A 23232-nucleotide genomic window follows, 5' to 3' on the forward strand; every position below is an offset into this window, starting at 1 on the left:
GCCTACGCCTCCTCGTCCTCCTCGGGAGCCCCGGGCGGGAGCGGCGGCCCGCCGGCCGGGTCCTCCGCACCGGTGAGGAACGGGTCGGCGACCTCGCGGGCCTTGCCGAGCCGATCGACCTCGGCCTGTACCTGCTGCTCGTCCCAGTCCGGGTGGATCATCTGCACGAGCGTCTCGTCGGACGCGGCCTCGGCACGGCGCAACAGCTCGGCCGTGGTCGCGAGTTCGTTCGGGCCCTCGCTGATCGAGTCCTGGAACTCGACCTTCGGGGGTTCGACCTCCAGGCCGCCGGTACGGAACCGCGGGCCCGCCTCGACGGCGAGCAGCGCGGCCGCCCCGTCGGCGATGCCCGGCCCCCAGTACATGGACTTACGTCCCCGCGTGCTCATGGAACGCCGCTCGCGGGCCCGGATCTCCGTCGCGGTCACCGCGGAGCCGTCGCCGGTCTCCCCGAACGTCGACGCGGAGTACCCGGCCTGCCGTACGGCCTGCTCGACCAGCTCGGCGCACGTGTCGCGGTGCTCCTGTACCCGGATCTCGAACTGCACGACGGTGAGCGGGTTGGGGTCGCCGGGCCGCTGGAGCATGTTGAGCCCGGAGTAGACGCGCCGCTCCTCGTCGAATGCTGCGCCCTGCCCCGGCCCGAGGCTGTCCAGCATGGTGTTGGGGACGACAATGCGGCCCTTGCCGTTCTGCACGTCCCGCATCCACGAGCTGTACGTCTCGTCGAGGGCGTCCATCAGGCCTTCGATGCCCTGGTAGTCGGACTGCCCCCAGTACGCGGCGGTCGGGATGTGTCTCCAGGCCCGCGCGGGGCGCACGTTGGGGATGTAGGAGGCGGTGAGGTGGTCGGGGGCGCCTGTGTCGAGGCCGCCCTCTGCGTCGACTTCGGTGGCGAGGCCGGCCGTGGACGGGTGCTCTGTGAGGGGGACGGGGTGGCCGAGCGCGATGAGTGAGCCCTCGTAGAGGCCGTGGAAGATGCGGCCCTTTTCGTGGCGCTCCAGGTGGCGCAGCACGCGTCGGGAGTCCTCGGCCTCGACGACGGTCCAGAAGGTGACGGCGACGAGGCGCCCGTATCGGAACTCGGGGATGGCCCGGTCGGCGGCCACGGCGTCGAGCCACGGCCGGTCCGAGACCTCCTCGTCCCACACGACGCGGAGGTACGCGCCGCCGAGCGCTGCGCACAGCTCCCCGGCTTCCAACAGGGTCGGCTGGAGGCCGGTGTTCATCAGTTCGTCGAGGCGATCCTGTGTCGCGGTGTGCTCGGAGACGAGCTTGGGCGGCTCGGAGAACAGCAGCTCCGACGACGTGCGCGCGATATCGCCCGCGAGCGGCACGTGCAGCTTGGTGCGCTTCTCGCCGGGGGATGTGGGGTTGCCCCAGAACCAGCGGGCGACCTTGCCGACGAGGCCGCCGCGGTGCTGCGCGGGCCGGTCGAGTGCCTCGCGGTAGCCGCGGCCCTGGTAGCGGTTCTCCAGCCGGTCGGGGTCGGCGGAATACCAGGCGTCCCAGTCGGCGAGTGCGGCCTGTACCTGGTGGTCGGTGGGCGGCCAGGGGGCGTCAGACGTCGGAAGCGGCATCGGGCACCTCCTGTCCGGGCGGCGGCGTCCAGCCGAGCGCCACGAGGGCCGCTGCGGTGTCGTCCGGGATGAGTACGGTGTCCGGCTTGGCCAAGGTCCCGACGTCGTGGACGAGCAGTTCGAGGCGGACGACGGGGCGGCAGCCGACCTCGCCCTCGACAGAGACTTCGCGCACGCCTTTGAGGCGCTGCCCGTCGACCATGACGGTGCCGGTCCCCTGCTCGCTCAGCTCGATACGCACGTCGCGTGCCATTACGCGGCCACCTCCAGGAGGGTCGGGATGTGGGGCCGCCACAGGGCCTCGGTCGTACGCACCCCGTACCGCAGCGCGTCGCAGGAATGGTCATCGAGCTTGATCGGGGCGTCCTCGCCCTTCTCGGCCTTCTCGTCGTCCCAGGAGTAGCCGGGCAGCTCCTCGATCAGGCCGCGCGCGGAGGCGTGCACGCGCAGCCGGTCGCCAGCGAACAGCGATCCCACGGTGCGGATGCCGTCCAGCACGGTGTTCTCGGCCGGAGTCACCCCGGCCACGCCGTCGCGGTGCAGCTGCTCGATGTACGAGGCGGCCGACGGGTCGACGACGGTCCATTCCGGCTGCACGCCGAGCACGTTGGTCTGTGGCTGCGGTACGGCAGCGAGCCAGCGTCGGCGGGCCTGGCTGTACTCGGCGTCGGTCATCTTGCGGCGCTCGGCCCGCGAGTCCCACCGGTACTCGGACACGACGTAGAGCCGCTGGTCGACACCGAGGCCGAGCAGCAGGTCCGAGTACGGGTTCGTGGTGCCGTAGTCGATCGCGTCGCACAGCCAGCGGGCGATGTGCGGGACGTCGGTGACGACGTGGCGTTCCTCGTCGAAGCTGTCGTAGATCGCGCCCTCGGCCTGCACCCAGTGCCCGAGGATGTTCCGCCGGTAGAACAGGCCGGTGTACGTGGCCTTGAGCGCGGCGACGTACTCGGGGTCGAGGAACGGGTTGTCGTCGAGGACGAAATGCCAGGAGCGCAGCCGTACGGCCTCGGCGCGCTTGAGGTACTCGCGGCGAGCCCAGTGACCGGGGTTGTCCGGGTTGGTCGTCGCGAAGATCTTGGAGCCCTTGACCGAGCAGCGCGCAACGAGCTGGTCGAAGAACGTCCGCGGGATCGTCGTCAGCTCGTCCACGTAGGCGCCGGCGCACGTCATGCCCCTGACTTTCGGCTCGGCCTTGGCGTCGTTGGCGCCGATCACGTGGACGGGGCGGCCCATGATGTACGCGATCGGGGCGCCGTTGTTGTAGCGCACCTGGGAGGCGAGCGGCCCGAACAGGTCGGGGTTCATCAGCGGGCCGATGATGTTGCGGAACAGGGAGTCGCGGGTGCGGCCGACCATGACGAGCTCGCCGCCGCGCGGCGCGTTCGCTACGTAGATCAGCCAGCGGAGCAGCGATGCGACGGTCTTGCCCGAACGGACCGAGCCCTCCCACACGTTGATGCGGGACTCGGCCTCGACGATCGACACGACCTGCTTGCGGGACAACGGCAGCGCATCAAGGAGACCCACCCTCCGCCTCCTCGTCGGCCCCCCGCTGCTCCTCGTACACCGCGGCGAGCCCGCTCATCAGCTTGCCGAGCATCGAGCGGGCGTCGTCGGCGCCAGCGTCGTCGACGGGAGGCACGAGACGCAGCGACTGCGCCGCGGCGTTCGTCGCCGCAGCCATCAGAGCGCGCTTGTCCGCGGCGAGCGGCTCGTCCAGATCGCGACTGTTGTACGTGTGTTCCTTGCCGCCGAAGCTGTGGATGGTGGCGGGCTGCCACACCTGCGCGGAGAGGTGCAGCGCGTCGTCGGTGAAGGCGTCGGCCAGGATGACGCGCTTCTCGGCGAGTTGGGCGACGCGGTGCCGGGTGGCTTCCTCGGTCTGGGTGACGTCGAAGACGAGGTGTTCCTCGGCGCAGATGACGGACACCGTGCGCTGGGAGCGGCGGGTGAGGCGTGCGATCTCGTTGCGGCCGTGGCCTTCGCCGTGGAGGCGGATGATCTCGGCTCGCTCGTCGTCGGTGACGAGGCCGCCCTTACTGAACTTGGGCTGCGGCACGGGCCACCTCCGGGCATGCGAAAGCCCGGCCGCACGGGGAGGATGCGGTCGGGCCTGGTGGTTGGTCAGCGGCGGCGGAACAGGCAGATCAGCGCCGAGCGGTCGCCGGTCAGTGCCTTGCCCTCGGCCGCGCACATGTTGGCGAGCATCCAGCCCTGCGCTTCGATGGCTTCGATCTGCTCGCCGATGCCGGTCATGACGCCGGTTGAGCGGTGGGTGGCGTTCGCCTCGATGATCTTGAAGGTCAGTACCTGCCGGCCGCTCGCGTACGCCTCGGTGGCAACCCTGGTCGCCTCGTTGGCCTTCGCGTTGTTGATGAACCCCATGTGTGCCCCCTGGTGCGTGGTGATGAGAGAGGCATCATGCGGTGCGAGTTGTGGCGGACGGGTGTGTTCCGGCATATGCGTAAGGCCCGCATGTGGCGGGCCTGTCGGGTCCGGGCACGCCGGACGTGGGGCCAGTGTGCGACACGATCACTCGCGGCGCAACTACGGGCGTAGTGAGGCCCCGCCGTCACGGGGGCGAACGGCGGGGCCAACTACCGGGCGCTACCCGGCGCGAGGTTCCAGTGTGTCAGCGCTCCTGCTGCGGCGTGCCCGGAACGGGCTTCTCCTCTACCGGGTAATAACCGCCCTGCGAGGCCCGGTACTCGGTGGCGTTCTCGGTGTCGATCTCCGCGCGCTCCGGGTCCCTGATCGGCATGTTGTTGTTCAGTGCCATGATGTCGGCTCCTGTCTCGTGTTCGGGATGGGTGAACCGGGGCGGCCGGGATGCCTGGCAGCGAACGGCCGCCCCGGGGCTTCATGAGGAAGGCGGGTTGTTCCGCACCTCCTGAGCGAGTTCGGCGACCTGCTCCTCGGTCACCAGACCGTTGCGCGCCGCCTGCATGGCGGAGACCAGCACGGTGCGGGCGTAGTCGTGTGCACCGTCTCTGATCGCCTGCCGGTACTGGGCCAGGTAGTTGGGCATGGTCATTCCCCTTCGGTTGGCTACCGGCCCAAGCAGTTCGCTAGGACCGCGGCGAGCAGGAATAGGACGAACAGCAGCGAGCCGCTACACGTGCCGGTGCGGCCCTCGGCGTGGACCTTCCGCACTCCGTCTCCGGAGGCCGGCGCCAATCCGCCGTGCTCCGTGGCGCGGTGCTCGTCGCGCTCGGCTTCGGCGTCGGTCCGGCGGTCGTGAGGGTGCGGTGACCTGGCTTCGCACTGGGCGCACCAGTAGCGGTACGGCATGGCTCGCTGCTTCCTGTTCAGGTTTTGCGGAGGTTGTGGGTCCGGTGGGAGTCGGCCGGGTCGGTGATGATCGTCATCCCCTCTCGGGCCTCCACCGTGGGTTTGTTGTTGGTGTTGGTGTTGGCGGTCTCACCTGCGGCAACAACGCCAACGTCGGCGTCGTCGAGGGCGGGGCGAGGGGTGGGCATGTCGTCGGTGTGGACGCCGGGCCCATTCCCGCCCGGGGTGCGCACCCCTGGTCGGAGCGGGATGTCGGCCGCGGCGAGCAGCTCGCGTACGGCCTTCGTGTCGGCGACGCCGAGGGGTCCGACGAGGGCCGTGAGGAGGGCTCCGCGGCCGGGGCCGATGACGTCCCGTACGACGTCTGTGATGTCCGCCGGATCGGGGGCGACGGGGGCCTCCTCCGCGTCCTGTTCGTCGTCCTCGGCGGGTGTCTCGTTGGGGGCGTGCGCCCACGCGACGGCGCACCAGGCGAGGACGCCCCACGCGATCCACGTCCGGTATCGGGCGGCCGCGTACACGGTGACGACCGCGGCGCAGAGGACCGGGCCCCATCCGAACCGGCCGATGAGGCGGAGCAGCAGGGCTTGGGATCCGGGGCCGAGTCGGGCGAGCAGGTCGAGGAGCGCGCGGGTGCGCGCGGCGAGGCGGTTGATCATCACGCCACCTGCGCGCCGAGCTTGGTGATCGCATCGGCGACCTGCCCCCACACGCCGCCCGCACCGGTGGCCGCGTAGAAGAAGATGATTCCGGTGATCGCGACCTGCTTCGTCGTCATCGGACGGAACCCGATGATGATGGCGATGACCAGCGCGATCGCGGGTGGCGTGACGCCGGGGATGATGCCCTGCGCTGCGCCGAGCAGGCCGCCCACCAGATCGGGCACGATCTTGAAGATGCCGCCGGCCGCCGCGTAGGCCGAACCGGCGAGCATGCCGCCGATGAGGCAGGGCCACCAGCCGAGGGGCTTGATCTTGCCGCCGCCCTTGATCCCGAAGAGCAACAGTGCGGTCATCACGACGGCGAGGCCGACGACGCCGAGGTTGCCGAACAGCGTGTTCACGATGGGTCCTTGAAGGTCAGGCGCGGCCGTGCAGCAGCACGCCGAGGACGACGGAGGAGATCGGCACGGCGCCGAGCCATGCGACGAGGAGCAGCGAGCGGTGCGTCCGGCGGTACAGGGCGAGCCCCATCACGCCGACGGCGTAGACCACCCACGCCGAGGGGGCGGTCCAGTGGCCGGCCGTGAGCCATGCCGCGGTGTTCTGGCCCCAGTTGACGAGGCCGAGCGGATACCCGGCGGCAGCGGCGGTGGTGTGGAGGGCGAGCCAGCGCAGGCGTGGGGCGGCGTTGTGGGTGACATCGACGAGCGCGCGGCGCGAGGGCCTATGGCCTTCGTACGGTGCGGGCTCCGGATCGTCGTCCTCGACCTCCGGACCCGGCTCCGGATCGAGGTCCGGGCTGGTCGGCGTCTCGATGGGAGATTCGCCGTCCGGGCCGTAGAGGCGGGTGAACCAGTCGTCCGGGTCCGGGGCGGGCGCGTATCCGGGCGGCAGGTGTGTGGGCGCGGCGGGGAGCGGCTGCTCTTCGACCTTCGGGGTCACGCGTTTGTGGAGCCACTCGCGGATGGCGAGCTCGGCGCGGTCTGGGGCGTCGTGGCTCATAGTTCCCACCACATCTGTACGGCCAGCACGACACAGAGGAGCGCGGCCATGCGGGCGCCGAAGCGGACGTCGTCGGCGTGGGCTCGCCATCCGCAGGCGGCAGTCGCGAGCAGCAACGCGAGGATGAGGTAGCCCATCACGCCCCCACTCTCAGCGCGCGGAGGTACCGCTCGACGGTGTCGGGCGAGGGGGCCTTGCCGGTGGCCTTGCCGACGTAGCGGGCAACGGCGTCCCGGTCCTGGATTCCGGAGTCCCATGCTGTCCGGACTGCGTCCTTCAAGGTCGGGACGCCGGGGTTGAGTTGATGGACGTTGGGGCCCGGATCGTCCTCCTCGTCGTCCGGACGGTCCGGATTGGCGGATCCGCTGTCCGCGTCGAGGGCGCGGCGCTCGCCCTCCAGGAGCGCGCGGGCCCGGTTCACCCGGCGGGCGACGGGGATGCGCGACAGCTCGGCGCCGGCCTCGGCGAGTTCCTGCTCCAGGAACGCGGCCGTGCGCTCGTCGAGAGGTGTGGCCTGGTAGTCGAGGAGGATCGTCCAGGTGCCCTTGGCGAGGCCGGAGACGACGGCGCCGATGATGCCGATGGCGGGGTCTCCTGCGATCCAGCCGTGTGTGCCGACGGCGCCCATGGCGACGGCGAGCGCGACGTATCCGGCGGCGCGGGCCTTGTACGCGCGGGCGGGTGTGTAGCGGGCCAGCCACTCAATGATCATGAGGGCGATCCAGGCGAGATCGAATACGGCAGCGGCCCCGTACGCGGCGGGCTCGACGACGACGCGGGCGAGGAGATCGCCGATGGACACCGTGGACCAGACGACGCACACGAGAACGAGCACGGTGACGAGGGCGGTCACGGCGTTGATGGCGAGCTGGTCCCAGTCGCGCGGTGCGACGGGGGGCGGAACCTCGACCTGTACGGGGACCATGCGGGTCTTGCCGCCGACGGTGTGCGGAACGTACTCGGTGCGGTAGTCGGTGCGGGTCTTCACGGAGCTGCTCCAGGAAGCGAAGGCCGGGCCCGCACTGGGGGTGTGGCGGGCCCGGCCGGTCTGTGGGTCAGTTGGTGCCGGCCTGCTCGTTGCCGTGGGCGCGGGCGTCGGCGAGCTGGTCGCGGGCGGCGGCCTGCTGCGCGGGGTTCTGCGCCTTGGCGTAGTCGGCGGCGGCCTGCTGCTGGAGTTCGGCGACGCGTGCGGCTTCATCGGGCGGGGACTGATCGGTACCGTTGGGCACGGACCTGCTCCTTCTCGCGTTGTGGGTGGGTCCGCCCCGGCCCAATGGAGGTGCAACTCCGGGCCGGGGCTTCCTTGTTGGTGCAGTGCCAGAGTGGCAGGAACCTCTTTACAACGTCAAGAGGTTCGGGAAGGATGTTGCCGTGCCCAAGAGCCCTGAAACAGAGGGGAGCCCGCGCTTGATGACCACCACGGAGATCGCGGCGGAGCACGGGGTGAGTCGACAGACGGTGCACGCGCACCGGAAGAGCGGCGCCTTCCCGAAGCCTGTCGAGGGTGAGGGCAGCACGCGGCCCCGGTTCCGGGCCGACGAGGTGGCCGCGTTCTTCGCGGCGAATCCTCCGAGTCCGGGCAAGCGCACGGATCTGCCCTCACGAGACGAAGGAGTGCCCATGAACGTCACCGAGTTGCACCCGGCCGGCGTCCCCGAAGCGGACCTCACCAAGGGGGAGCGGCTAGCGAACGTGCTCTCCTACCAGACCGGCGTAGCGGCCCAGAAGATCGGCCTCACCGAGGGGCAGGCCGAGCGGGCGGCGCAGGCGGTCGTGCGGGCCGTGCAGGAGGTTTCCGCCGACTGGGACGCGTAGCCGCACACAGGCGAGCCCCCGACCAGGCTGGTCGGGGGCTTCGTCGTGCTCGACGGAGCGCGCCCACAGGTCGCCCGAACACCGCGCCCGGCGTGCCACCCCGACTGGGGCGCCGCAGGCTGGTGTCATGGCCCCCGCGACGCCCGTAGTGATCTATCCGCCCGACGAGGACGGCGGCCGGCGCGTCCGTGCTGACGGTTCGATCCTCGGCCGCGCGTTCAGCGTGCAGGACGTCGCGCGGTTCATGCAGGAGGCCGGACTTCAGGAGTTCGACGAGATGGACGTCGTCCGGTCCTCGCTCATCGAGTGGCGGGGCGGTGGGCCCGAGGTCTGGACGCACTGATCGTGGCGGGCGTACGGTCGTCATGCATCACAGGGGGCCACCCTCGCAGGCCCGCCGCACCCATCGGGGACGGCGGGCCGCGTGCTGTTCAGCCCGTCCGCTGCTCCTTCGCCTGCTCGATGCGCTGCCGCAGGATGGCTTGCCGCATGTCGCGGAGGCCGAGTGCTGCGCGGGCGTACCAGCGGATTCGGAGCCAGGCCAGTTTCATGCGGCCGCCATCCCGCTCTCGGACCAGACCCGTCCACAGCCTGTGCAGTGCGCGACCGGGGCGCGTCCCTCGCCTCCGTGCATGTCGATGCGGCCACCGCACGCGCATGCCTGCGCCAGGGCGACGCGCTGCGCGGCGATGTCGAGGGCCCGCTCGACACGCTCCGCGGCTCCTTCGGCGACGATGCCGATCCGGCGGGCCTCGTCGTGGGTGAGGCGCCGGCATGGGCCGGGCTTGAACTCGATGCGGGCGAGGAGCCAGAGCGCGGCGTGGGGTGCGGAGCGTCGGCCGGTGTGTCGCCACCTGCGGGGGTCGGCGAGGTCGGCGCGGGCGAGCACGGCTTGGCGCTGCCGGTCGCCGTGCGCGATGTCGGCCTCACGCTGGCTCGCGTACGCGGCCCGGCGCGCGGTGGGCATGGCCATGGGCGGGCGCTGCGCGGTGCGGGCGATGTCGTCGGCGCACTGGGTGAGCGCGGCCTCCACGGCGCGCATGGTGTCCACGATCGTCAGACTCAGGGGCGGCCGGGTAACGCCGAGTTGGTTGGGGTCGCGATCGAGGTACTGCCGGTTGTACGCGGCCTGCCAGCGTGCGGCTTCGGCGAGCTGCTCGTCGGCGTGGTCGAGGGCGGTGAGGTAGTCGCTCATTCGGCCGGCGGGGGGCCAGGTGGTGGTGCCGGTGGTGGTGAGGGCGGTGCGGAGGTCGGTCCAGTGGAGGGCGATGGTGCGGAGGTGGGTGGCGGTGGGGTTCATCGTGCGCTCCTGGTGCTGGTGGGGCGGTACGTTGGTGCCACCGGTTGGGGCGTGCCTGGTCTGGGGAGATCGTGGGCGCGCCCCTTCGTGCTGTTCAGCGGCGGTAGTTGGGCGGGCCGCCGTGGCGTCGGATGTCGCGGATGGCGTCGGCCACGTGCGGCGGGTCGGGTTGGACGTGGACCTCGACGTGGCCAGTAGCGACTGGCTCGTACGTGGCGGCGAAGATGTCCGGCTTGCAGGGGTAGAACTCGCCCTGGACGCCGCGGATGATCCAGTCGCCCTTGCTCGCGAACATCACTCCCTCCAGGGTCTCGATGCCGACGAGGTCGTCCGCGTTCGTGAACCGCATGTGCGACAGGTCGTTGGGGTGGATGGGCTGTTGCGGGTGCATGAAGCCCATGACGGCGTCGATGTTGTCGCCGGTCCACCGGATGGCGTTGATCTCGACGGGCTTCTTGCGGAACTTCGGCATGGTCACTGCTCCTTAGGCATGAGGGCGGCACGGACTCGGTTCATTGCGGCGTTCCAACCGGCCTCCCATTGCTCGTCGTTGAGGTCGTAGGGCTGGCCCTCCTCGATGACGGCGATGACGCGGTGGACGTCGGCCTCGGACATGCGGGCGAGCGCGGCCGTGGTGCGCGCGGTGGGGAGGATGGCGCCGAGTACGGCGGTGATGATCTCGGCGAGGATCGCCTCGTGTTCGTCGGTGCGGTTGTGCTCCGGGTACTCGTCGAGGATGGGCGCGATGGCTGCGCGGAGCTGTGCCCGAAGCGCGGGTGCGGTGTGGGTGGCCTCGGCCTGCTCGGCGCGGGCGTACAGGGCGTCTAGTTGGTCGCTGTTCAGTTCGTCCAGCGGGATCCGGTCGGTCATGCGGCGCTCCGGTGGCTCTTGTGGTTGGGGCAGGTGGAGTCGTGTTCGAGGCCGGTGGTCGTCCACCACAGGTCGCAGCACGCGTCGTTGAGGTCGCGGATGGCCTGGGTCATCAGGGCGTTGTCGTCTTCGCGGGCGGTGGCGCCGACGTTGATGATGCGGATGCGGGCGGTGGAGTGGCCGCAGGTCCAGCCGAGTGCGGCGGCGAGGAGGGCGACGAGGGTGATCGTCATGGGCTTCTCCTTCGGGTGCGGAGGTGGATGGCGAGGGCGAGTGCGCCGTAGAGGAGCGCGGTCGCGGCGCCGGCCGAAGCGCCGGCGGTGAGGACGGCGCGGCCGATGAGGGTGGTGCCGAGGTCGGCAAGGTCGTGGAAGATCACAGCTCCTCGAACTCCTTGCAGACGAGGTTGTCGCTGCTGTCGGGGTCGCAGACGTCGCAGAGGAGGCGGCCGCTGACGTCGACGTGTTCGCCGCGGGTGTGGCCGCAGGTGCACACAGCGCGCGGGTTGTCGGGCTCGGCCTTTTGCACCTCGTCGGCGGCGAGCAGCTCGCGGAGGACGTCGGCCACCATGGCGGGGCTGACGGGATGCGTTGCGGGCCACCCGTCGGGGCCCTTCTCGCTGTAGCTCATGCGGGAGAACGGGTTGCCGAGCGAGGTGAACCGTTCGGTGAGCACGGCGCGGAGGCGGCCGGGGAGATCGGCGGGCGCAGGCGCGGCGGGCTCGGCGAGCATGGCCGCGATTTCGTCGAGGCCGAACCCTTCGCGAGCGAGGGTTCCGACGCGCGGGTCCGCGGCGTCGGCCGTGTAGTGCAGTGCGACGCCGATCTCCTGCACGGTCATGCCGTCGCGGAAGTGGGAGTCACGGAGGAAGTCGGCGGCCTCGTTTAGCGCCAGGGCGCGGATGCGGTCGGCGGGGGTGGGGTCGGTCATGGTGGCTCCGGGGTGTCGTGTGGTGGACTGGCGGTGCCGGCCGCCCCCGGTATCAGCGGGGGCGGCCGTGCTGCTGTTCACTGCTCGACGGCGGGCCGCGAGGCGACGGGCTTCCAACGGGTGACGGTCTCCGTGCGCTGCTCGACCTCGACGCCCGTGACGGTGTCTTCGTCGGCCCACGGGTCGTGGTCTTCCTGCTCCTCGGTGAGGCCGACCTCGAACGTGACGCGGTACGCCTTGCCGTCGTCGGGGGCCCGGAAGATCAGCTTGTTGACGGACACCCATCGGCGGCTGCTGGTCTGTTCGCGGTGTAGTTCGATCGCGGCGTCGGGGTAGTTGGCGGCGTGCTGCTCCTCGGGGAGGTCGTGGGGGACGCCCCAGGTGTCGAGTTGGTCGCGGGTGAAGATGCGGGTGGGCACGGTGTGCTCCTTCGTGGTGTCGGGCGGGCGGGTGGATCAGTCGGCCATCGCGCGGCGCTCGTACGCGTCGCAGCCGCACTTGCAGGTGTGGGAGAGCCCGCAGGGGCAGGGCTCGCAGCAGTAGTGCTCGCGGCATTCAGTGCAGCGGGAGCCGTTGCAGTCCTCGCAGTTGTCCATGGCGGGGCCTTTCGTGGGTCAGGCGCAGATGACGCAGCGGTGGTCGGCGATCTCGGTGTCGTGGCAGCGGTTGACGCAGATCCGGCAGTACGGGGTGTCGCGGTACCGCGAGCGGCCGTCGGCGCGCGGGTCGGTGGGGTCGAACGGGACGCGGCACTTGGCGCACGCGGCCGGCTGCTCGCTGGCGGGAGTCTGCGGTCGGTCGGTCATGGTGATCTCCGTTGCTCTGGCGTTGGGTTGGTCGGGTCTTGCGCGCGGGGCGGCCGTAACCGAGTGACGCGCGCTCAGGCGGCGTTCTGGTGGACCTGTTGGATCGGGTAGGTGGGGCCGATCGCGTCGAGGGCTTGCTCCAGGTCGTGGGCGATGCGTCGCCATTCGGTGGCCTGGGTGGTGTTGGGGCGGGCGCCGGCGGCGACGTGGAGGGCTTCGATGAGGCGGTCGGTGGTGGGGATGTCGGGGAGGTCGACGCGGATCATGCGGCGCCTCCTGTGGTGGCGTGCACGGCGTCTGTGCGGGCTTGGTGGGGTTGTGCGCGGCGGCGGCCGTGTGGGGTCTTGCAGGGCTGCCTGATGAGGGCGTGGCATCCGTTCTTGGGGCAGGGGATGCGGAGTTCGGGTGGTGCGGCGGCCATGCCGATGGATTCGCGGAATCCTTCGGGCATGTAGGGCTCGTCGGTGGGCATCTGGCCGACGTTGCCGAGGGCTTGGGCGACGCGGGGGTGGGGTCCGCCGGTGAGGGCTTGGACGGGGATGGGTTGTTCGAGGCCGTCGGCGATGGCGTGGAGTTGGGCGCGGCGGCGGTTGACGAACGTGTGGGCGTCCTCGTTGGGGTCGGTGGGGTTGTAGGCGGGGATGGTGGTGCCGAGGCGTTCCTCGCGGATCTTCTGGCGGGTGCTGACGACGTGGTGCGGTTCGACCCAACGTCGGCCGGTTTCGCCGGGGGCTGCGGGGGCGCTGTAGTAGCGGGCGACGGCTTCGAACGTGTCGTCGTCTAGGGGCACACCGCGGAGGGCGGCGGCCCATGCCTGCTTTGCCATCTCGGAGGGTTGGCGGTTGTCGAATGCGGCGCAGGCGGCGAGGAGTCGGGCTGCTTCGTCGGGTGTCATTGGTTGTCTCCTGATGCGAGGGAGAGCCATCCGGCTACGCGGTCGTCGGTGGTGTTGCGGCGCGGCTGCTGGGTGGGGGTCTGGCCACCGCCGTCGAGGGGGACGAGGAAGGCGCCTTGCTGTGGGCGTGCGGCGCGTTCTGCGGCCCGCTTGTGGTCGTCGCGGATCCACTTCTGCCAGGCGTCGGGCCAGGACTTCCGGGTGGTGCCGGTGGAGCGGTAGTGGCTGACGAACTGGGCGGTGGCGTGGTCGACGTCGATGCCGGGGTAGGTGGCGTGGGACCAGCGGCGCATGGCGTCGGTGATGGTGAATCCGGCGTCGTCGATGGGGGCGTGGTCGTTGGGGCCGGCCGTCCTACTTGCGTAAGAGGACCCCCCTGGATCAACCCCGGTATAAGGACGGGTCGGGTCGGGTCGGGTCGGGGCAGCGTCTCTAGATGCGTCGCGCGACGCATCTTGTGACGTGTCTGTAGACGCGTCTACATCGGTGCCGTTGCCGGGAGGTGTGGGGTCGGGCTGCTGCTCGTTCTTCTTCTCCCGCCACCGCTTCTGACGTGCGGTCTTCGCGGCCCGGTCGGCTTTGGCCTGCTCGGCGGTGGGGTTGTATTCGTTGTAGTCGTGGATCTTCCAGCCGACCCCTTTGACGACTTCAAAGAGGCCCGCTTCCACGAGCTGTTGCGCTCGCGTTCGTGACGACTTCACGTCGCTTACGAGGCGCAGTTCGGTCGTCTTGATGACTCCGTCGGTGAGATTCTCGGCCGACCAGCAGATCGCGGAGACGTACAAACGGAACGCTCCGTCGGTCAGGAGGCGGACCTTCCTGTTCGAGGGGAACCGGTCGTCGAATCGTGCCCAAGGCATCTGCGTCGCTTCTTTCGGTCGTACTGGTCGGGGCTCGGTCCGGGGCCGCAGACGGGCGGCCCCGGGGGCGGGAGCGGCTAGCGGACGTACTCGGAGCGGCGCTGGTCCTCGACCTTGCGGCGGTGCTCGCGCAGCTCGTCCTCGGTCGGCTTCGTGGCCGTCACGTCGAAGAGGTGGACGTCCGGCCGGCGGGGGCCCTCGCCGATCTCGTCGAGGGTTCCTTCGATCTGGCGGTCCCTCCACATGGCGCGCTTGGCTTCCAGGAGGGCGGCGGCGTCCTCGTCGGTGCGGGCGACCTCGCATCCGGTGACGCGCACCTTGACCTGCGGGACTTTGTCTTCGTCCTCGGCGTGGCCGGTGTACGTCTTGGCGGTGAGTTCGACGATGGCGACGACGGTGGTGCCGGGCTTTTCGAAGAGGCCGCGGCGGAGGTCGCGGGTGAGGCTGGCTTCGATGGCGGCGGCGCCGCTGTCGAGCTTGACCTCGGGGACGTCGGAGGGGCTGAGCTTGGGCATTACAGCGTTCCGTTCTGGTAGGCGTCGGCCGCTTCGGCGGCCTGCTGGGCGAGGGCCTGCTCGGCGCAGGTCTTGTGTGCGGGCTTGTGCTTGGAGTCGCGGAGGTTGGTCGGCTCTTCGCAGTACCGGCAGGGGAGTTGGCGGCGGGACCAGTGCGAGCTGGCGTGCCAGTCGAGGAGTCCGCCGGGCGGCGGCTCGGGCGGGGCGCGGCGGCGCTTGCGGCCCGTCATGCGGCGCCCTGTCCGCGCTCCTGCAACAGCCGGTAGACGGCGCGGCGTTCAGCGGGAGTGAGTCCGGCGACGACGCCGTGGCGGGCGTACGTGTCCTTGTCGCCTTCGTGCCGGATGATGTCGCGCAGGCACGTGCGGGAGACGGGGCAACGGGCGCAGACCCGCTTGGCGTTCCCGATGTCCGCCGGGTCGCTGTGCGGGAACATGACGTCCGGGTCTACGGAGGCGCATGTGCCCTTGCTGCGCCAGTCGTCGCTACCGGCAGGGTTGGGTGCGGCGACGCGGTACGGGACGTGGCGGATCATGAGGCCACCGCCACGGGCTGCGTCGGCCACGGCACGCCCTTGAGCGCACGGGCGTGCGTGGGCGGGACCTCGGCGAGCGGATGGCCGAGCCAGTCCATGGCCATCGCCATCAGGACGTACGCGTCGGCCTCGTCGTACCGGGTCGTCCCGGTGAACTGCATGCCGTACCGGAGTGCCGTCTCGTCGCGGACGAGGCCCTTGACCTGCTTCGGCGTGAGCTTGCGGTCGGCCTCGTCCTTCCAACGGGCCTTGCCTGTGGCGTAGATCGTCCGCGAGTCCGGGGTGACGACGGCGAAGGGGATGCCGCGGCTCCAGAGGTCGCAGCGGATCATCCATCGGAGCCCGGACATCTCGTCGTGGCCGACCTGCTTGGCGTGCGAGAAGGCGGCGCCTTCGATGGCGACGAAGTCCGCGAGCCGGTAGAAGCTGGTGGCGGTGTCGGCGATGTAGCGGAGGCGCTGCTCGCCGCGGAGGTTGCCGGTGCGGATGGTGTCGGTCCAGCCGGGCCCTGCGATTCCGGAAGTTCCGAGGGCCATGTCGAGGCCGATGACGAGGGGCCGGTGCCCGGCCGCCGTGGTGGCGGCCGGTGCCTCGGTGTTGAACAGGGTGGGTGCGGTCACTGTTCACCTGCTGTGGTCGTGCCGCAGGTCCAGCATGTGCGGGACCCGTCGGTGTGCATGGCGTGGAACGTGGTGCGCGCACAGCACGGGCAGGGCGCGCACTCGCTGGCTTCGATGTCGCCGTCGGCGAGCAGCTGGTCGACGTCGGCCTCGTCGAGGAGCGCGGGCAGCTCGATCGGGGCCGGCCGGTCGCCGTGGCGGTGTCGGCCGGGGCCGCGGACGAACGCGCGGACGGCGCGGGCGGCGGTGCGGGGGCTCATGAGGCACCGCACGTGCGCTGCGCGGGGATGAGCGGCCACTCGGTGCGGACGCCGTCGGCCTGGTGTTCCTTGCCGGGTGTGCGCCGGAAGTAGTCCGCGAGGCTCTCGGCCTGCTCGCGCGCCCATTCGATCTGCCAGGCGTGCAGCTCGTCGAGAGAGGCGCCGCCGACCTTCGGCTTCTTGCTGGCGATCCGCCACGCGACGCGGCAGGCGGCGATCGCGTCGGCGTCCGCCGAGTGCGCGCCGTCGAGCCGAACCTCGTACGTGCGGCACAGGTCTTCCAACTTGCGGCCGCCGCGCCGGAACTTGTCGACGGACTTGTCGAGGACGCGCGGGTCGACGACGCGGAGGTCGCCGCCGACGATGTCGACGAGCGGCTGTACGCCGTGGCGGCGGGCCTCGCGGTCGAGGATCGTGAAGTCGTAGACGGCGTTCATCGCGACGACCGGTACGCCGGAGACGACGACAGCAGCGAGGGCGGCGACGACCTGCTCGACGACCTCGGCCGCCGGCCGCCCCTTGGCGCGGGCCTGCTCGGTCGTGATGCCGTGGACCTTTGCGGCCTCTTCGGGGATGTCGATCCCGGGGTCGGCGAGCCACGTGCCGGATGCAGTCGGGTGGCTGCCGCCGCACTGGACGACGCAGGCGGTGACGATGCGGTCGTGCTCGACGTCGATGCCGGTGGTCTCCAGGTCGAAGCCGCACAGACGGCCGGTGTGCCAACTCACTGGCCACCGCCGACACGCTCGTTGTAGATGCGCGGGCCGAGGCTGGCGAGGGTCTCCCAATCGCCACTCTCGTTCTGCACCTTGGACTGGAGCATCCGGGCGTTGGAGACCTCGTAGCCGATCTGCTGGATCCGCTGCGGTGAGGTCTTCTTGTCGAGGATCTCGTCGCGGTACGACTCCGCAGAGCGAGCCGGGGCCTCGTTGCCGCGCTCGATGTACGAGGCGTCGGGGTCTTTGTCGTGGGTGGGGGTGAGGCCGCTCGTGAGGAGGAGGACGCGCAGCGCGACGGACTGCGCCTTGGCCGTTGCCTTATCGGCGGAGTCCAGGGCCTCGCCCTGTGTCTGCAAGGAGAGGCTGTCGCCCTTCGGGCCGACGATCAACCACGAGACGCGCACGGTGCACTCGCGCATCTTGTTGCCCTTGGAGGTGGTGGTGTCGCGGTACTCGGCGTCGACCTTGACCGGCAGGACGTTCACGCCGTGCTTCAAGGTCACCGGGCCGAAGGTGTTGACCACCGTGTCGACGCCGCGGAAGTTGAAGCGGGTGCTGCCGCCCTTGTACTCCTCGCCCTTGGCGATGGCGCGGACCTCTCGGCGCACGCGAAGCCACGCGATGTGGACGGGCACCATCTCCGGGTCGTCGTCACCGGGCTCGTAGTCGGCCATGGGGTCCGGCGCCGGGGTGAACTCCTCGGCCTCGCGCTCGTCGACCACCTCGTCGACCACCTCGTCGAGGAACTCGTCGGTCTTCAAGGTGCGGCCGGCCGCAGCCGCGGCCCGCTCAGCGATCGTGCTCATGCGTTGTGCTCCTCACGGACAGAGCGGGGAATGGACAGCTGGCGATAGGTGCGGTCCTCGACGCAGTCCGCGTACGCGTCCGGCCAGCGCTCGGCGAGGCGGGACAGGTCGGTCCACTGCTTGGAGCGCTCGTCGAGCGCGACGTGGACGCGGTCGAGGACGAGGCCCTGCTCGGCGTCGCCGAGACCGGCGAGGATGCGGGCCTTCGCGGCCTTCTTGCGGCGCTCGGCCGCCGTGTAGTCGTTGTGGGCGTCGAGGTAGTCGGCGACGGCGTCCTGCGTGTCGATGTCGCGGGACAGGTCGACCGATCCGGCCCGGTCGGGGTAGAGGCGGTCGTACAGGTCGAGGAGGACGTCAGGGTCTGCGTCGCCGGGCATCGTCGGCGGGCGCCGGTCGACGATCTGCTGCCACGCCCGCTCGCCCGCGGCCCGGAGGTCGGCGACGAGGTCAGCGTGGTCGGCGAGCCGGATGACGTACTGCCGGTAGTCGTTGCCACCGATGAGCACTGCGGCGTGGACGTGGTCGAAGCCGCACACGTCGGCCTGCCACAGGGTCTGGACGAGGACGTCATCGGCGACGCCGCGGCGGAACTGCCCGGCCTTCATCTTGTCGCGGCACTTGATCTCGACGGCGCACTTCTCGCGGCCGTCGGCGAGCGGGCACTCCAGGACTCGGCGGTCGAGGGTGCACATCTGCCAGGGTCGTTCGATGTTCTGGACGAGGCCGACGCGGCGGACGACGGAGCGGTTGCGGCGGGCCCACTCGCGGGCGACGGTCTCCTCGAACGCGCGTCCCCACAGGGCGGGTTCGGAGTCGTCGCCTTCCAGCGGGAGGCCGCCGGTCTTGTCGTGCCAGACGGACAGGGCGTTGCCGTAGCGGCTGATGCCGAGGATCGCGGCGATGTCGGAGGAGCCGAGTCCGGAGCGGCGGGCGGTGAGCCAGTCGGAGCGGTCGGCGTCGGCGGAGAGGATGAGGCGGCCGGTCGGGGTGACCCGGCGGCCGGCGGCCGGGGCCGAAGCCCCGGCGCGCACGGTGGTGCTCGTCATGTGGCGGTGCCACCCTTCGTGCTGAGCGTGTAGAAGCGCCCGTCTTGAGGGCCGTGCGCGGTGGCGAGGCCTTTCTCGACGAGGGCGCGGAGGAGGCGGGAGGCGTAGCCGCGGCTGACGCCTCGGACGCCGGAGTCGCGGACGGCGCGGAGTGCGTCGCTACTGCGCCACTCGCCGCGCTTGGCGGTCATGGCGTCGTGCAGGGCGCGGAGGCGGGCGTCCTCGATGAACACGTGGGGAGTGGCCGTCGCCGCCGGAACGGTGGCCTTCTCCCCGCGCGCCGCGTACGCCGCCTGCTCGTCGATCTCGTGCTCGGCCAGGACCCGGCGCAGCTCGTCCATGTCGCCGTGCTCCGCGATCGCGCGGATCACGCGCACCAGGCCGCGCAGCATGGGGAGTTCGCCGGGGTAGTTCTCGATCTCGGTCGAGGCGCTCACACCGCACCTCGCTGCCCCGGCACCAAACGCGGTGTCCAACGGCGCCCCGAATCCGCGAGCGCCACCTCGTCCGCGATGTCCAGCTCGTCGACCTCGGGCTCGTCCTCCGGGTCGTTGTCCATCGGGAACTCGCGGTCGAGCCCGTGCTTGAAGAGGAGGAGGCCCTCACCGGAGAGCGCGAGGAAGAAGAGGAGGAGCGCGTTGGTCAGCACGAGGCACCGCCCGTCTCGTCCTCGCGGAGGGCCTGCGTCGGGGCGAGCAGCGCCGTCAACCGATCGGCCGCCCGCTCGACACCCACCGGCATCGGAAGCGCGAACGCCTCGCCCGCGATCCCGTGCTCGGTCAGCTCGGCGTACGTCGCCATCAGGAACTCCGGGCACGTCGGGCACTTCTGCGGCGCGTACAGGTCGGCCCCATCCCGCAACTGCGGGCGGCGCGTCCACACGGTGCCCTCGACCGTGTTCACGACCAGCGGGGCGCTCACGCGGCGACCGCCTCAGGCGTCGACACCCACACGGCCGAGCCGAGCTCCACGTTCACGCCGTCGACCACGAACGTCGCAACGGTGTGGACGTGGTAGCCGTGCTCGTAGCGGCCCCGGTTCGGCTCGGACGTCTCCAACGTGACGTCGAGGGCCTGCGCCCACTGGCGGGCGTCCGCCTCCGTCAACGTCTGCAACGCCAGGTGTACGCGGTTCGTGGACGCCTCGGCGCGGACTGCGGAGAGCGGCGGCAGAGCTGCGCTGTACTCCGCGATCAACTGGATCGCGACGGCCTGGACTTGGGCCGCGCGCTCGTTCATCAGAACCAGGGCCTGTACGGCCAAGGTCATCGAGTCGGTAATCTCAGTGGCCATCGGGGCCTCTCTTCTCTCTTGGTAGGGGCGCCGTAGTCGGGGGTCGCCGGGCCTGCAAGCGGGCGGCCCCTCGGCGCGTTCAGGGAAAGATCAGGAAGTTCGGACAGCCGCGCCGCGCGGAGGCAGCGGCCGGAGCCCCGCCATCGGGTGCGGGCCGTCGGCGCGCGGGGCCGAGACGATGGACAGCGGGCCCGCCGTCGGCTCGTGGTGGTGCAGAGCGTCGATCCGCTCCAGGTCCTCCGCCGTGAACGTCACGACTCGGCCCTTCTTGCTGTGCGGCAGCGACTTGATGTGCCGGCGCAGCCAGGTTTCGGAGACGCGCAGTACGACCGCGGCTTCGGCGTAGGTGAAGCGGCGGGTCACGCGGCGGCCAGCTGCTTGGGCGCGGGCTCGGGGACGCGTGTCGTGCGGCTCTTGGGCGTCCACAGGCAGAGCAGTTCGATTCCGATCTCCCGGCAGATGGCGCGGGCGATGGTCTCGGGCTGCGAGCGGGTGGTGCCGGTGAGCAGGGCGTTGAGGGTGGCTCGCGGTATGCCGATGGCGGCGGCGAGTTCGCGGCCGCTGACGTCGGCACCGGTCCACGTGCGCCCCATGAGAAGGCGGAGCAGGTCGGGGCGGACGAGTTCGTAGCGAGGTTCGGGCGCCACGATCTACCTCCTTGGACAGGGTGGCCAGTTTTTTGGACACCCAGATCATGGCAGGAACCTGGACGCTGTGTCCAGATAATTGGACGGAGTGTTTCGGGGAATTTTGGTCAAGGTGGAGGGTGGGGTGGCGTTCGGTGACCAGGAACCTGGACACTGTGTCAGTCGGGATGGCAAGAAAGGTGCGCCGACCAGTGCATATGCCAAAGACGACGCAGTAGTCACGTGGACACCACCCCCCACACGGCCCACGCGGAGACGAGGATCATGGCAGCGGAGGAAACGACGAGGCGGACGGACTTGTCCGATCTCGTGCGCGATCAGATGAAGGAGCGCGGCCTCGGCTACCGCACCCTCGCCGAGGCGGCGATCGATCCGGAGCACCCGGAGCTCGGGCCGCTCTACACGAAGAGCACCATCGAGAACCTGATCAAGAATCGGGGAGTGAAGGCGCCGACCGAGGGGCAGCTACGTGCACTCGCCGCCGCACTCCACCTCCCAGTGAGCGCCTTGCAGCGCGCGGCCAGTGCGCAGTTCTTCGGGCACGTCTCCGAGCGCTGGGACGTCGAGGGGAAGCGGCGCCTTTTCCTGGCCCGGATCGAGGGGATCGACGAGGAGGAGCTCGACGAGCTCGATGAACTGGCTCAGATCCTCCTCCGGCGGCGCACTCGACGCCCGTCCGAGTGAACGTACCAAGTAGTTAATACTACTTTCAGTTACACATTGAGTCCCTCTAGTCACAACCTGATCGGTATGGCACAGTCGGTGATCCGCCTGGGGGGCGTGATGGATCACTTGTAACCTGCATGTTCGAATCAAGTTCGAATTGCGGGGTGTGCCATGCGAAGGGGCTCGACAATGGCGGACGAAGGCGCAGCGCGCGCGGCGGAAGAGGAACCCCAGGCGGAGTTCGACATGGAGTTCGTGCCCCACCTGCCAGACGGCAGAGCCATCGTGCCCGCCGAACGCGACGGGAAGTTCGTCTTCCTCGTAGCCGTAGGCGCCATGACACAGCAGTGCTTCGACGAGATGCTCCGCCACCTCCAGGTCATAGTCGGCAGCGGCCGATGGCGGCAGAACTGGGGGAAGATCCCACCCGTCGAGGCCGACCCCCAACTCGCCGTCGCAGAGTTCGACATGGAGTTCCGCCCGAGCCTGCCCGACGGCGCGGCGATCACCCCCGACGAGCAGTCCGGCCGCTTCGTGTGGCTCGTTGCGGCCGGCGCCATGACCCGGCAGTGCTTCGACGAGATGCGCGGCTACCTGCTCCACATCGTCGGCACCGGCGAGTGGACGCAGGACTGGCGCGGCGGCCCCTCGCCGCAGCCGGGCCCCTGATCACGCGGAGCGGACGGCACGTAGACCCTCGCGGGGTGCTGCCACTCGCATCGCGTTGGTGACGGCGGCGCTGATCTCATCGTCCAGGTTGTTCAGCAGGTGCCCGTACCGGTCGATCGTTGTCGTGATCGACTCATGCCCCAACCGGGCCTGGATCGCTGCCGGGTTGATGTTCTGCTCGATCAGCCACGCCACGTGGGTGTGCCTCAGATCGTGGATCCTGGGCTTTTTGCCGAGCCCCTTCTTGATCGCTTCGGCGAGCGCCCGCTCCCACTTGCGGTGGTAGAAGTTGCTGTGCCGCCACGCCTTGCCCTGCCCGCCCCGGAAGATCCAGTCCTCCGGGCGGCGGCCGGTTGTCAGGCGGCGCAGCATCGCCAGTTGGTCCGCGTTCAGCTTCACCAAGCGTCGGGCCTTCTTCGTCTTGGGTGGCCCGATCTTGAACGTGTTGTCGTCCTGTCGCTTCCATGCTCGCTGCACGTTGGCCTTGCCGGTGGTCCAGTTGATGTCGCGGGTCTGGAGTGCGGTGGCCTCGCCCCAGCGCATGCCGGTGCCGACGAGGAAGTCGGCGAGGTCTGCGGCCGCGGGGTCGAGGGCGCGCAGTTCGAGGCTGATGCGCGCGTACTCCTCGTGTTCGAGGAACACCATCTCCTCGTCGGTGCCCTCGTCCTGGCGGGGGAGGCCGGTCTTCTTGCAGGGGTTCGACTCGCGGAGCGCGGGCTCCGACTCGACCGCGGTCTGAAAGATCACGTACAGCAGGCCGTGCCGGTTGGCGACGCTCTTGGCGCTGGCCTTGATCCGGAGCACCTTCTCGGGATTGTCGGGAGCCGTGACCGCGTGCCGCTGCCGGCCTACCCATCCGTTCACGTCGGCCTGCGTCACGTTGCAGATGGTCGGCGGGAGCTCCGTGCCGTCCGGCTCGGTGTGGACGAGGCCGCCGAGGCGATGCTCGGTGCCGGCCGAGTCGACGTACGTCACGCCGAGGAAGTGCTTCTCGATGTCCCGCTTGTAGTCGTGCTTGGTGCGGTCGTCCACGGTGTTCAGTCCGTCGACGTACCGGAGGGCGTAGTCCCCGAAGGGGTGGTCGTTGGGGTGCTGCTCGGGTTCGACGAAGCCGTGACCCTTGACCCAGCCGTACGGCCACTGGCTGCCGTGCGCCTCGACGAGCTGCTTGAACTGGCCGGCCTGCTCGGCGCCGGTCTCGCCGCCGAAGTTCTCGGTCTGCCAGGCGCCGCCCTCGCGCCACTTCACCTGATACGTGACCTCGCCCGACTTCTTGGGGCGCTCAACGATGCTCGCCATGACGGCGACGATAGGCGTGCGGGGCGGCCGTGGGGAGGGGGTCGTGTTCCCGTGGTGTTCCCATGGGTGCGGACATGAAGAAGGCTCGACCTGCTTTCGCAGGTCGAGCCTTGATCATTCAGGGTGAGTGACGGGACTTGAACC

General features: G+C 70.2%; 44 protein-coding genes. 4 read left to right on the plus strand and 40 right to left on the minus strand.

Annotated features, from left to right (window positions below):
- Positions 1-2: 2 nt before the first annotated feature.
- The 13 genes from ACFYWS_RS39350 to ACFYWS_RS39410 form a co-directional block, all read right to left on the minus strand.
- Positions 3-1580 (minus strand): phage portal protein, encoded by a 1578-nt coding sequence (locus ACFYWS_RS39350; RefSeq protein WP_389284545.1) that lies wholly within the window; start codon positions 1578-1580, stop codon positions 3-5.
- Entirely contained in the window at positions 1561-1833 is a 273-nt protein-coding gene (locus ACFYWS_RS39355) for a hypothetical protein (RefSeq protein ID WP_389284547.1), read from the minus strand. Before ACFYWS_RS39355 ends, ACFYWS_RS39350 begins: the two co-directional genes overlap by 20 nt.
- Positions 1833-3110 (minus strand): PBSX family phage terminase large subunit, encoded by a 1278-nt coding sequence (locus ACFYWS_RS39360; RefSeq protein WP_389284549.1) that lies wholly within the window; start codon positions 3108-3110, stop codon positions 1833-1835. Before ACFYWS_RS39360 ends, ACFYWS_RS39355 begins: the two co-directional genes overlap by 1 nt.
- Positions 3097-3642, minus strand: coding sequence for a helix-turn-helix domain-containing protein (locus ACFYWS_RS39365; protein WP_389284551.1), 546 nt, complete (start codon positions 3640-3642; stop codon positions 3097-3099). The genes ACFYWS_RS39360 and ACFYWS_RS39365 overlap by 14 nt, the downstream gene beginning before the upstream one ends.
- 65 nt (positions 3643-3707) lie before the next feature.
- Positions 3708-3968, minus strand: a complete 261-nt coding sequence (locus tag ACFYWS_RS39370; protein ID WP_389284553.1) for a hypothetical protein — start codon at positions 3966-3968, stop codon at positions 3708-3710.
- 247 nt (positions 3969-4215) lie between these two features.
- A complete protein-coding gene (locus ACFYWS_RS39375; RefSeq protein WP_389284555.1) occupies positions 4216-4362 on the minus strand; it encodes a hypothetical protein in 147 nt (48 codons plus the stop codon).
- Between the two features lie 81 nt (positions 4363-4443).
- Positions 4444-4611: a hypothetical protein gene (locus ACFYWS_RS39380; RefSeq protein ID WP_389284556.1), complete on the minus strand. Its 168-nt coding sequence runs from the start codon at positions 4609-4611 to the stop codon at positions 4444-4446.
- A 280-nt stretch (positions 4612-4891) separates the two neighbouring features.
- Positions 4892-5533 carry a hypothetical protein gene (locus ACFYWS_RS39385; RefSeq protein ID WP_389284558.1) on the minus strand — a complete coding sequence of 214 codons (642 nt, stop codon included), beginning with the start codon at positions 5531-5533 and terminating at the stop codon, positions 4892-4894.
- Positions 5533-5937, minus strand: a complete 405-nt coding sequence (locus tag ACFYWS_RS39390; protein ID WP_389284560.1) for a hypothetical protein — start codon at positions 5935-5937, stop codon at positions 5533-5535. The genes ACFYWS_RS39385 and ACFYWS_RS39390 overlap by 1 nt, the downstream gene beginning before the upstream one ends.
- A 16-nt stretch (positions 5938-5953) precedes the next feature.
- Positions 5954-6538: a hypothetical protein gene (locus ACFYWS_RS39395; protein WP_389284561.1), complete on the minus strand. Its 585-nt coding sequence runs from the start codon at positions 6536-6538 to the stop codon at positions 5954-5956.
- Positions 6535-6678 carry a hypothetical protein gene (locus ACFYWS_RS39400; RefSeq protein WP_389284563.1) on the minus strand — a complete coding sequence of 48 codons (144 nt, stop codon included), beginning with the start codon at positions 6676-6678 and terminating at the stop codon, positions 6535-6537. Before ACFYWS_RS39400 ends, ACFYWS_RS39395 begins: the two co-directional genes overlap by 4 nt.
- Entirely contained in the window at positions 6675-7526 is an 852-nt protein-coding gene (locus ACFYWS_RS39405) for a protein transporter Sec31 (protein WP_389284565.1), read from the minus strand. Before ACFYWS_RS39405 ends, ACFYWS_RS39400 begins: the two co-directional genes overlap by 4 nt.
- A gap of 67 nt (positions 7527-7593) precedes the next feature.
- Positions 7594-7767 carry a hypothetical protein gene (locus ACFYWS_RS39410; RefSeq protein ID WP_389284567.1) on the minus strand — a complete coding sequence of 58 codons (174 nt, stop codon included), beginning with the start codon at positions 7765-7767 and terminating at the stop codon, positions 7594-7596.
- Positions 7768-7948: 181 nt separating this feature from the next.
- Between ACFYWS_RS39410 and ACFYWS_RS39415 the strand changes: the two genes are divergently transcribed.
- Complete coding sequence (locus tag ACFYWS_RS39415; protein ID WP_389284569.1) at positions 7949-8353, plus strand: helix-turn-helix transcriptional regulator; 405 nt, start codon at positions 7949-7951, stop codon at positions 8351-8353.
- Between the two features lie 127 nt (positions 8354-8480).
- On the plus strand, positions 8481-8696 hold the full coding sequence (locus ACFYWS_RS39420) for a hypothetical protein (RefSeq protein ID WP_389284571.1): 216 nt from the start codon (positions 8481-8483) through the stop codon (positions 8694-8696).
- Between the two features lie 204 nt (positions 8697-8900).
- Here the strand turns inward: ACFYWS_RS39420 and ACFYWS_RS39425 are convergent, their stop codons facing one another.
- The 26 genes from ACFYWS_RS39425 to ACFYWS_RS39550 form a co-directional block, all read right to left on the minus strand.
- A complete protein-coding gene (locus ACFYWS_RS39425) occupies positions 8901-9653 on the minus strand; it encodes a hypothetical protein (RefSeq protein WP_389284573.1) in 753 nt (250 codons plus the stop codon).
- A gap of 94 nt (positions 9654-9747) precedes the next feature.
- Positions 9748-10125: a hypothetical protein gene (locus ACFYWS_RS39430; RefSeq protein ID WP_389284575.1), complete on the minus strand. Its 378-nt coding sequence runs from the start codon at positions 10123-10125 to the stop codon at positions 9748-9750.
- Between the two features lie 2 nt (positions 10126-10127).
- Positions 10128-10523 (minus strand): hypothetical protein, encoded by a 396-nt coding sequence (locus ACFYWS_RS39435; protein WP_389284577.1) that lies wholly within the window; start codon positions 10521-10523, stop codon positions 10128-10130.
- Entirely contained in the window at positions 10520-10756 is a 237-nt protein-coding gene (locus ACFYWS_RS39440; protein ID WP_389284579.1) for a hypothetical protein, read from the minus strand. Before ACFYWS_RS39440 ends, ACFYWS_RS39435 begins: the two co-directional genes overlap by 4 nt.
- The gene (locus ACFYWS_RS39445) at positions 10753-10902 is read right to left on the minus strand and encodes a hypothetical protein (RefSeq protein ID WP_389284581.1); all 150 of its coding nucleotides are present in this window, start codon (positions 10900-10902) and stop codon (positions 10753-10755) included. The genes ACFYWS_RS39440 and ACFYWS_RS39445 overlap by 4 nt, the downstream gene beginning before the upstream one ends.
- Positions 10899-11453, minus strand: a complete 555-nt coding sequence (locus ACFYWS_RS39450) for a hypothetical protein (protein ID WP_389284583.1) — start codon at positions 11451-11453, stop codon at positions 10899-10901. The genes ACFYWS_RS39445 and ACFYWS_RS39450 overlap by 4 nt, the downstream gene beginning before the upstream one ends.
- 77 nt (positions 11454-11530) lie before the next feature.
- On the minus strand, positions 11531-11872 hold the full coding sequence (locus ACFYWS_RS39455) for a hypothetical protein (RefSeq protein ID WP_389284585.1): 342 nt from the start codon (positions 11870-11872) through the stop codon (positions 11531-11533).
- 36 nt (positions 11873-11908) lie between these two features.
- Positions 11909-12049 carry a hypothetical protein gene (locus tag ACFYWS_RS39460; protein ID WP_389284587.1) on the minus strand — a complete coding sequence of 47 codons (141 nt, stop codon included), beginning with the start codon at positions 12047-12049 and terminating at the stop codon, positions 11909-11911.
- Positions 12050-12067: 18 nt separating this feature from the next.
- A complete protein-coding gene (locus ACFYWS_RS39465) occupies positions 12068-12259 on the minus strand; it encodes a hypothetical protein (protein ID WP_389284588.1) in 192 nt (63 codons plus the stop codon).
- Positions 12260-12333: 74 nt separating this feature from the next.
- The gene (locus ACFYWS_RS39470) at positions 12334-12525 is read right to left on the minus strand and encodes a hypothetical protein (RefSeq protein ID WP_389284590.1); all 192 of its coding nucleotides are present in this window, start codon (positions 12523-12525) and stop codon (positions 12334-12336) included.
- Positions 12522-13154 (minus strand): hypothetical protein, encoded by a 633-nt coding sequence (locus tag ACFYWS_RS39475; protein WP_389284591.1) that lies wholly within the window; start codon positions 13152-13154, stop codon positions 12522-12524. The genes ACFYWS_RS39470 and ACFYWS_RS39475 overlap by 4 nt, the downstream gene beginning before the upstream one ends.
- Positions 13151-14014 carry a hypothetical protein gene (locus tag ACFYWS_RS39480; protein WP_389284593.1) on the minus strand — a complete coding sequence of 288 codons (864 nt, stop codon included), beginning with the start codon at positions 14012-14014 and terminating at the stop codon, positions 13151-13153. The genes ACFYWS_RS39475 and ACFYWS_RS39480 overlap by 4 nt, the downstream gene beginning before the upstream one ends.
- Positions 14015-14091: 77 nt before the next feature.
- Entirely contained in the window at positions 14092-14529 is a 438-nt protein-coding gene (locus ACFYWS_RS39485; protein WP_389284594.1) for a hypothetical protein, read from the minus strand.
- On the minus strand, positions 14529-14759 hold the full coding sequence (locus tag ACFYWS_RS39490) for a hypothetical protein (protein WP_389284595.1): 231 nt from the start codon (positions 14757-14759) through the stop codon (positions 14529-14531). The genes ACFYWS_RS39485 and ACFYWS_RS39490 overlap by 1 nt, the downstream gene beginning before the upstream one ends.
- Entirely contained in the window at positions 14756-15064 is a 309-nt protein-coding gene (locus ACFYWS_RS39495; RefSeq protein WP_389284596.1) for a WhiB family transcriptional regulator, read from the minus strand. The genes ACFYWS_RS39490 and ACFYWS_RS39495 overlap by 4 nt, the downstream gene beginning before the upstream one ends.
- Entirely contained in the window at positions 15061-15684 is a 624-nt protein-coding gene (locus tag ACFYWS_RS39500) for a hypothetical protein (protein ID WP_389284597.1), read from the minus strand. Before ACFYWS_RS39500 ends, ACFYWS_RS39495 begins: the two co-directional genes overlap by 4 nt.
- A complete protein-coding gene (locus tag ACFYWS_RS39505) occupies positions 15681-15944 on the minus strand; it encodes a hypothetical protein (protein ID WP_389284598.1) in 264 nt (87 codons plus the stop codon). The genes ACFYWS_RS39500 and ACFYWS_RS39505 overlap by 4 nt, the downstream gene beginning before the upstream one ends.
- Positions 15941-16672, minus strand: coding sequence for an exonuclease domain-containing protein (locus ACFYWS_RS39510; RefSeq protein ID WP_389284600.1), 732 nt, complete (start codon positions 16670-16672; stop codon positions 15941-15943). The genes ACFYWS_RS39505 and ACFYWS_RS39510 overlap by 4 nt, the downstream gene beginning before the upstream one ends.
- Positions 16669-17469, minus strand: a complete 801-nt coding sequence (locus tag ACFYWS_RS39515; RefSeq protein WP_389284602.1) for an ERF family protein — start codon at positions 17467-17469, stop codon at positions 16669-16671. The genes ACFYWS_RS39510 and ACFYWS_RS39515 overlap by 4 nt, the downstream gene beginning before the upstream one ends.
- Positions 17466-18515 (minus strand): YqaJ viral recombinase family protein, encoded by a 1050-nt coding sequence (locus tag ACFYWS_RS39520; protein ID WP_389284604.1) that lies wholly within the window; start codon positions 18513-18515, stop codon positions 17466-17468. Before ACFYWS_RS39520 ends, ACFYWS_RS39515 begins: the two co-directional genes overlap by 4 nt.
- Positions 18512-18952 (minus strand): hypothetical protein, encoded by a 441-nt coding sequence (locus ACFYWS_RS39525; RefSeq protein WP_389284606.1) that lies wholly within the window; start codon positions 18950-18952, stop codon positions 18512-18514. Before ACFYWS_RS39525 ends, ACFYWS_RS39520 begins: the two co-directional genes overlap by 4 nt.
- Positions 18949-19164, minus strand: a complete 216-nt coding sequence (locus ACFYWS_RS39530) for a hypothetical protein (RefSeq protein WP_389284608.1) — start codon at positions 19162-19164, stop codon at positions 18949-18951. Before ACFYWS_RS39530 ends, ACFYWS_RS39525 begins: the two co-directional genes overlap by 4 nt.
- Positions 19158-19436: a hypothetical protein gene (locus ACFYWS_RS39535; protein ID WP_389284610.1), complete on the minus strand. Its 279-nt coding sequence runs from the start codon at positions 19434-19436 to the stop codon at positions 19158-19160. Before ACFYWS_RS39535 ends, ACFYWS_RS39530 begins: the two co-directional genes overlap by 7 nt.
- Complete coding sequence (locus tag ACFYWS_RS39540) at positions 19433-19807, minus strand: hypothetical protein (RefSeq protein WP_389284612.1); 375 nt, start codon at positions 19805-19807, stop codon at positions 19433-19435. The genes ACFYWS_RS39535 and ACFYWS_RS39540 overlap by 4 nt, the downstream gene beginning before the upstream one ends.
- 90 nt (positions 19808-19897) lie before the next feature.
- Positions 19898-20170, minus strand: a complete 273-nt coding sequence (locus ACFYWS_RS39545) for a helix-turn-helix domain-containing protein (RefSeq protein ID WP_389284613.1) — start codon at positions 20168-20170, stop codon at positions 19898-19900.
- A complete protein-coding gene (locus ACFYWS_RS39550) occupies positions 20167-20454 on the minus strand; it encodes a hypothetical protein (protein WP_389284615.1) in 288 nt (95 codons plus the stop codon). The genes ACFYWS_RS39545 and ACFYWS_RS39550 overlap by 4 nt, the downstream gene beginning before the upstream one ends.
- Positions 20455-20718: 264 nt before the next feature.
- On the opposite strand from ACFYWS_RS39550, the gene ACFYWS_RS39555 reads away from it, so the two are divergent.
- Together ACFYWS_RS39555 and ACFYWS_RS39560 are read left to right on the plus strand one after the other, a co-directional pair.
- Positions 20719-21138, plus strand: coding sequence for an XRE family transcriptional regulator (locus tag ACFYWS_RS39555; protein ID WP_389284616.1), 420 nt, complete (start codon positions 20719-20721; stop codon positions 21136-21138).
- Positions 21139-21309: 171 nt separating this feature from the next.
- Positions 21310-21789, plus strand: a complete 480-nt coding sequence (locus tag ACFYWS_RS39560) for a hypothetical protein (protein ID WP_389284618.1) — start codon at positions 21310-21312, stop codon at positions 21787-21789.
- Here the strand turns inward: ACFYWS_RS39560 and ACFYWS_RS39565 are convergent, their stop codons facing one another.
- A complete protein-coding gene (locus ACFYWS_RS39565; protein ID WP_389284619.1) occupies positions 21790-23088 on the minus strand; it encodes a tyrosine-type recombinase/integrase in 1299 nt (432 codons plus the stop codon). It abuts the gene before it with no gap.
- Between the last annotated feature and the right edge of the window lie 144 nt (positions 23089-23232).

Source organism: Streptomyces sp. NPDC002795, from assembly GCF_042888725.1.
In the GTDB taxonomy this organism is placed as follows: domain Bacteria; phylum Actinomycetota; class Actinomycetes; order Streptomycetales; family Streptomycetaceae; genus Streptomyces.